The 6,005-nt window shown below is 62.7% G+C and carries 9 protein-coding genes; 4 read left to right on the top strand and 5 right to left on the bottom strand.

The features are described from left to right. Positions 1-201: 201 nt before the first annotated feature. Complete coding sequence (locus HMPREF1529_RS15295) at positions 202-444, bottom strand: hypothetical protein (RefSeq protein ID WP_036283927.1); 243 nt, start codon at positions 442-444, stop codon at positions 202-204. Positions 445-741: 297 nt separating this feature from the next. Here HMPREF1529_RS15295 and HMPREF1529_RS15290 point away from each other — a divergent pair, with 297 nt between their 5' ends. Next, a complete protein-coding gene (locus tag HMPREF1529_RS15290) occupies positions 742-987 on the top strand; it encodes a hypothetical protein (RefSeq protein ID WP_016465448.1) in 246 nt (81 codons plus the stop codon). 9 nt (positions 988-996) lie between these two features. On the opposite strand, the gene HMPREF1529_RS15285 is transcribed toward HMPREF1529_RS15290, so the two are convergent. The 4 genes from HMPREF1529_RS15285 to HMPREF1529_RS15270 all read right to left on the bottom strand — a co-directional run bounded on the left by HMPREF1529_RS15285 (position 997) and on the right by HMPREF1529_RS15270 (position 3,699). Then, positions 997-1,548 carry an adenylyl-sulfate kinase gene (locus HMPREF1529_RS15285; protein ID WP_005053922.1) on the bottom strand — a complete coding sequence of 184 codons (552 nt, stop codon included), beginning with the start codon at positions 1,546-1,548 and terminating at the stop codon, positions 997-999. Between the two features lie 151 nt (positions 1,549-1,699). Beyond that, the gene (locus tag HMPREF1529_RS15280) at positions 1,700-2,515 is read right to left on the bottom strand and encodes a hypothetical protein (RefSeq protein WP_016465447.1); all 816 of its coding nucleotides are present in this window, start codon (positions 2,513-2,515) and stop codon (positions 1,700-1,702) included. 402 nt (positions 2,516-2,917) lie between these two features. Continuing rightward, positions 2,918-3,322 (bottom strand): GNAT family N-acetyltransferase, encoded by a 405-nt coding sequence (locus HMPREF1529_RS15275; protein ID WP_016465445.1) that lies wholly within the window; start codon positions 3,320-3,322, stop codon positions 2,918-2,920. Between the two features lie 59 nt (positions 3,323-3,381). Next, a complete protein-coding gene (locus tag HMPREF1529_RS15270) occupies positions 3,382-3,699 on the bottom strand; it encodes a hypothetical protein (RefSeq protein WP_016465444.1) in 318 nt (105 codons plus the stop codon). Between the two features lie 70 nt (positions 3,700-3,769). Between HMPREF1529_RS15270 and HMPREF1529_RS15265 the strand changes: the two genes are divergently transcribed. The 3 genes from HMPREF1529_RS15265 to HMPREF1529_RS15260 all read left to right on the top strand — a co-directional run bounded on the left by HMPREF1529_RS15265 (position 3,770) and on the right by HMPREF1529_RS15260 (position 5,940). Further along, complete coding sequence (locus tag HMPREF1529_RS15265) at positions 3,770-4,039, top strand: hypothetical protein (RefSeq protein ID WP_016465443.1); 270 nt, start codon at positions 3,770-3,772, stop codon at positions 4,037-4,039. A gap of 66 nt (positions 4,040-4,105) precedes the next feature. Then, positions 4,106-4,231: a hypothetical protein gene (locus HMPREF1529_RS16445; RefSeq protein WP_269634133.1), complete on the top strand. Its 126-nt coding sequence runs from the start codon at positions 4,106-4,108 to the stop codon at positions 4,229-4,231. A gap of 206 nt (positions 4,232-4,437) precedes the next feature. Then, positions 4,438-5,940, top strand: coding sequence for a DNA methyltransferase (locus HMPREF1529_RS15260; protein ID WP_016465442.1), 1,503 nt, complete (start codon positions 4,438-4,440; stop codon positions 5,938-5,940). Positions 5,941-6,005: the final 65 nt, after the last annotated feature.

The raw sequence follows: 6,005 nt of genomic DNA, 5'->3' as shown, positions 1-6,005 counted from the left end.
GTGCTGAACCCTAGCGCTATGGCTATCAGGGCGCGCGTGAGCTAACCTATGCACATACCGGCCTTCCTCGGAGGGTGGGTACGACAAAGCCCCGCCCCTCGTGGGCGGTTCTTTGAAAATCTCGATCCGTTCAGTCGCCAAACTTCACCGGATCGGACTTGACACTTTTCGCCCCTCGCCTCTAGCGAGGGGCGAAGTCATTTATGCGACGTCGCCGATAGGCAGCTCCCCGTCCTTCGGTTCCTGAGCCGGCCACCAGAAGGGCAGCCCGCGGTCATTCAGCTCTTCTTCCAGATGGTCGATGACAGCTTCGAGAAAGACGGCGTTGGAAACGCCGGCATGCGCGGCGAGCTGGCTCAGCCGATCTTTGCGAAGCCGCTCGATCGCCCAGCCGACACTCACCGGGTCTTCGCGGCTACCCCAAGGAAGACGGTGGTCGGACATAGGGCCCAAGCTAGCCATAGATCAAACTCGACTCTAGAGACACGCCGCAAATTGCCATAGATCAAGCGCCAGTGACACGTACGTGTCAACCGCTCGAGCTGGCGCGTGCGTGGCCGCGGGGGACTGGTGGCGTTGTTGCGCCCCGCTCCGGGCGCGTCAAGGGTGCTACGCAGATTCCTGCGGAATCCCAGCAGAGCCGGCCCTTGACCCGCCCTCCACGGGTCGCAGGGCGGCGGGTATCAGCCGATGGCGATGCATCGGCTGAACAGCCGACAACTGCGGAGAGGGTGACCAACGATGAGCGTTCAGGTGACGGTGTACGGGGCAGAGGGATGCTGGAAGTGCACGAACACGTGCACGGCGCTGCGGCTTGCCGATATCCCCTTCGAGGTCGTCGACGTCCAGGCGGCGGGCCTGGTCGACGAGCTGCGTGGCCGCGGCGTCCGTGAGCTGCCGCTGGTCACGACGTCGACCGGCGAAAACTGGACAGGGCTACGCGTCGACAAGATCGTAGAGCTGCGCCACGCGAACCTCAGCGCCTAGGCCGTGTTGCTAAACGCTCTCCGCGGCGCTCGGGGTGTCCAGCCAGCCCGCGCTGACAAGGATCTCGTGCGCGATCTCCGCGACGGAGCGGCCGTCGGTGGCGATGCGTGAGACGGTTTTGTCCGCCGCGTCGAGTCGTCGCGCTGCGAGGTTGCTGCGGTCGATGTGCTCGGCCAGCGCGGTGCCGATCTCTCGTTGCGCGAGTCGATGGGCTGCGGTCGTGTCGGTTGATGTCAGCAGGACCGCGGATGAATGAGTCTCGCCGCCGAGCGCGGCCTTCAGTTCCGTGACCTGCAGCACGCTCACGGTGTTGGTGAAGATCAGACGTGAGTAGCCGACGGCTCGGTAGTTCTTCCACATCGCCGCGAGGTTCTGCTCCGCGAGGTTGATGCCGTCGCGCCAGGGTTGTGGGTATGCCTGGTCGAGGTTGTCGCCTTCGATGAGTGCGTGGCGGATGTCGGCGCGGGCCAGGATCCGGGAGACCTCCGCGGCCACGGACGACTTGCCCACTCCCGAACGGCCGCCGATGAAGATGACGTCCGTCGGGGTGTCGGTCTGCATCTGCTCATCTTGTCGCATCGTGCGACGATGTCAGCTCTAACGATGTGAGCCAGTGCAGTGTGGCCCCCAGGCAGAGAGCGGCGTGATAGTTGCTGCTCGATAGGATCGGTGGGATGTCTCGCATGAGGCGGCGAGGATCTCCGGGCGTTGGTTAGCGCGACGTTGCCAGAAGAGAACGGGCCTTGGCGAGCTTTGTTGCGTCACCGCGACTCAGGGATTTGAACTCATCTGCGTGCGAGGAGATGTATTCGTCCTGCCACGCAGAAGCGACGGCGACTCTCAGCCCGGTAAGGCCCGTTGAGAGCTTGCAGTTGACGTCCGAGGCGGCGACTTGAATCTCGGCGGCCGACGCTTTCGATGTTGCCCACTTCGGGTCATTAATCGCGGCCGCAGGCGTCTCGTACGTGAACCCGTTTGCCTTCATGCATTCGCTCCAAGAACGGAACGCGGCGAGCACGCGAGGGTCTCTGTCCGATTGGCGCAGGCCGTACGCAACGGTCGACTCGAGGAGGGCTTGGCTCGAACCGTCGTCGCCGGTAATGGAGCGAGCTTCGGAGATGCAACCCCCCGCAGGAACAGTTTGACCGTTGATCTCTCGATCGGAGCCGTCGCCCATAGCAATGTCCAGGGCGCGCTCGTCGAGAGAACTCGCGTCCTTCTCTGCGATCCCTGCTCCTTCGCCTGACTCGAGGATCTCGTCGCCTACCACGTGGTAACCAGTGCTCTGTGCTTGCGCCAGGTCCAGCACCCCGAACAAGCGATCGTAGTCATGACTCTCGGCGGGAACTGTCTGCGGCGGAACGTCGAACGACTCGCCGAATCTTGCCATGCAAGACTGCATCGCCTTGTGTTCAGCCAGGAAGACCACATTCTGATCCTCTGGCGACATTCGGTAAGAGTCGACGGGGAAGACGATGTCGCTGCCTACACGAACATCGGTGACCTGGCCGAGCTTTAGCTCCTCCACGGCAGCAGAAGCGTCCGATGCCGCTCCGGTCGGTGCCGCCCCGCCGGCGCCTGCTGGCTGGACACGGGACTGGGCAACGACACTCGTTGCAACACCGAAGCTCACGACTCCGATGGCAGCAGTTATGACTACCGCCGTCACCCGGCGGGCTAGAAGCTGCATACTGTCCCCGCATTCCAACAGAGCGATGAAATCTGATCATTATACGCCACCTGTGTAACCGACGTCAGCGGGTAGATGGTCTGGTAGGCCCCCGAGTAGTACGCGTCGTTGAACAGGCGGACCTTGTAGGTGGCATCCCTGTTCTTCGCGCCGCTGATGGTGTCGTTGAGGTTGCACTTCGGCGCATACCCCTGGATGTTGTTGCACGTATCGGGGTTGTTGTACGTGTGTGGCGGCCAGTTATTCATGTTGCCGTAGCTGCCATCGAACGCAGACCAAGGATGCAGCACGCTCGAGCCGATGCAGCCCGTTCTCAAAGGCCCAGTCACTCACCACGATGAGCGCACCCGTCACGTATCCCTTCCCGCGCGCTTCGGCTGCGAGCCAGTAATACATCCACGCGGTCTCGTGCCGAAACTCGATCGCGGACGCTCCGACGTTGCCGATCGCAACACCGTCCTCGACGACGGCCCAGTTCTTCACGTGCTCGTCGAAGCGCAAGGACTGGTCGATGAACGCCTCAGCAGCTGCCCGGGTTGACAGATCGGCGCCGCCGAACTGAGTCGCCAGATCGGAAGTGCTCTGAAATGCCTCGCTCAGCGCCGACGCATCGCGACTGTTCCACGGGCGAAGCGAGACACTCACGCCCCCAATCCTGCCTCACTTGGCAGCCGTGAGTCGGACGCAGCCTTTAGCAACACGCCCTAGGCGGGTGGGCTCTCGGACCGTCTGTGGGCAACGGCGTTGCGCCAGACGACGCAGTCGACCTGCCCGCGAGGTCCATACCAGGCGACGATGACCACCCGATCATTCCAGCCGCGTGCGTACGCCGCGATGCGCTCGGCCGCGCGATCCGGCCAGCTCACCCACGCCCACACGGGCGGGAGTGACCCCTTGACCCACTCGATGCGCTGCGGCCCGTACGCCTGCTGAGGGAGCGTGCACGGCGGGGGAGGCGCATCGAGCAGCGACTGAGCGTGCTTGGCTGCGAAGTGCTCTTCGTACCGGCGGTTGGTGGTCACCGCGGCCGCTCCTTCCTCCGGCCAAGATTCCGATAGCCACACTAGAACATCTGTTCTATCCTCAGTAACCATGACGGCGATTGAATTAGAACATGAGGCTACTATCTGGCTGGTCGACGAGCAGCCGGCACGCATGTTCTACGCCGGCCGACGCTGGACCGTCACCGACGAGCCCACACGGCTGCGAGACAGCGTGTGGAGCATCGACCCCGAGGACGCCCACCGCGGGCGCGGCATGTACGGGTGGCGATTCCAAGGCACCGACCCCGCCGGCGAATCGTTCGTGTTCGACGTGTACGGCGGTGGCGGCGAATGGCACGTGCATCGCGCCTACTCGTGAGCCGATCACCGTGGGCGCTGTGGACAATCCAGGCCGCGCACGGTGGGGCGGCGGTACTCTCACGCGATGATCGCCTCTGACGGGTTCGAGGTTGCGGCCACGCCCCACTGTCCCCACTGCGGCACCGTCCTGCGCCGTGCAGCACACGGCGACTGGTGCGCGCAATGCCAGCTCGTCGTCGTCGGCGTGTAGAACGCGCCTATGTGCGAAAAATCGTGATCTGAGAATCACCGATAATGGTTATTATGTCAGTTTGCGGGGGGTCGGCGGCTGCGGCACAGCTGGCCCGCCGTGTCCCGATCCGACTCGGCGCCTAATCGGTAGGGTGCGTCACCAATCGACCATGAGCCGCGAGTCCGGAGAGAGCTGCACACGCCGGGAGCGATACCGTCTGAGCTGTGGACAAAAACCGGCTCTACTACGGCGACAACCTCGAGGTGCTTCGCAAACTCCCTTCTTCATCCGTCGATCTGATCTATCTGGACCCGCCGTTCAACTCGGCCCGAAACTACAACGTCATCTTCTCCCGCCACGGCGAATCCGAGCACGGCGCGGGCGCGCAGATTCAGGCATTCGAGGACACATGGGCGTGGACTCAGACGACCAGCGAACAATTCGATGAGTATGTGGGCGGCGGCATCCCCTTCCGGGCAGCAGAAGCGCTCACAGCGTTCCGAACGCTCGTCGGTGAAAACGACGCGCTCGCGTATCTCGTCAACATGGCTCCCCGGCTCGTCGAGCTGCATCGGGTTCTGACAAATACCGGCTCACTCTGGCTGCACTGCGATCCGACGATGTCGCACTACCTCAAGATCTTGCTCGACTCGATCTTCGATCCACGTACCTTCCGCAATGAACTGATCTGGCAGCGCACGCTCGGCAAAGCGAATCAAACCCGCAAGTTGCCCAACAGTCACGACGTGATCCTGGTCTACGGCAAGACCGACAAGACCACGTGGAACCTCGACGACGCTTTCATTCCCTACGACGAGAGCGACCTGGACCCGAAGACGCTCGGGAAGTACACGCACTTCGACGAAGACGGCCGTAGGTATCGCCTCGACAACCTCATCAATCCCAGCTCCGACCGACCGAATCTCACTTATGAGTTCCTAGGCATCACGCGAGTCTGGCGATGGACAAAGGAGCGGATGCAGGAGGGCTACGAAAACGGGATCGTCATTCAGACGAAGCCTGGCACCGTCCCGCAAATGAAGCGTTACCTCGACGAACAACGTGGGATTCCACTTGCCGACGTGTGGACGGATATTCCGCCGCTGAATTCGCAGGCTGCGGAGCGGCTGGGCTATCCGACACAGAAACCGCTCGCACTGCTAGAGCGCATCCTGCGCCTAGGGACAAACCCCGGCGACATCGTGCTGGACCCATTCTGCGGCTGCGGGACAACCGTCGATGCAGCGCAGCAACTCGGACGGTCATGGATTGGGATCGACATCACGTACATCGCGATCGACCTGATCGTGAAGCGCATGCTGCACACCTTCGGAAAGTCAGTGCTGGACTCGATCGACGTCGCCGGCATCCCCCGTGACGTCGGCGGCGCCCAGGCTCTGTTCGATCGCAACCCGTTCGACTTCGAGCGGTGGGCAGTTTCCCAGATCAACGCGCAGCCGAACGAGAAGCAGGTTGGGGATCATGGCATCGACGGAGTGGCGCGTTTCACCCTCGACGGCAGCGTCAAGAACCTTGGGCGCGTGCTCGTTTCGGTGAAGGGCGGCAAGAGCTTGAATCCCGGCATGGTGCGCGATCTTGAGGGCACCATCACTGCACAGAAGGCGGAGATGGGGGTATTGATAGTGCAGCACGAGCCGACGCGAGGGATGCTGGATGTGGTGAACCATTCGGGGACGTTCACCGGCTCTTCGGAATTAGGGGTGTAGCGCGGGTCTGAAGCCTCCGGCTTCGAGCAGTGATCTCGCGATGTAGTGGGTGAGGTTGCGGAAGC

The organism is Microbacterium sp. oral taxon 186 str. F0373 (assembly GCF_000411455.1).
Lineage (GTDB): Bacteria > Actinomycetota > Actinomycetes > Actinomycetales > Microbacteriaceae > Microbacterium.
The sequence above is the reverse complement of the archived record's forward strand: the minus strand, read 5'-3'. Positions and strand labels throughout refer to the sequence as shown.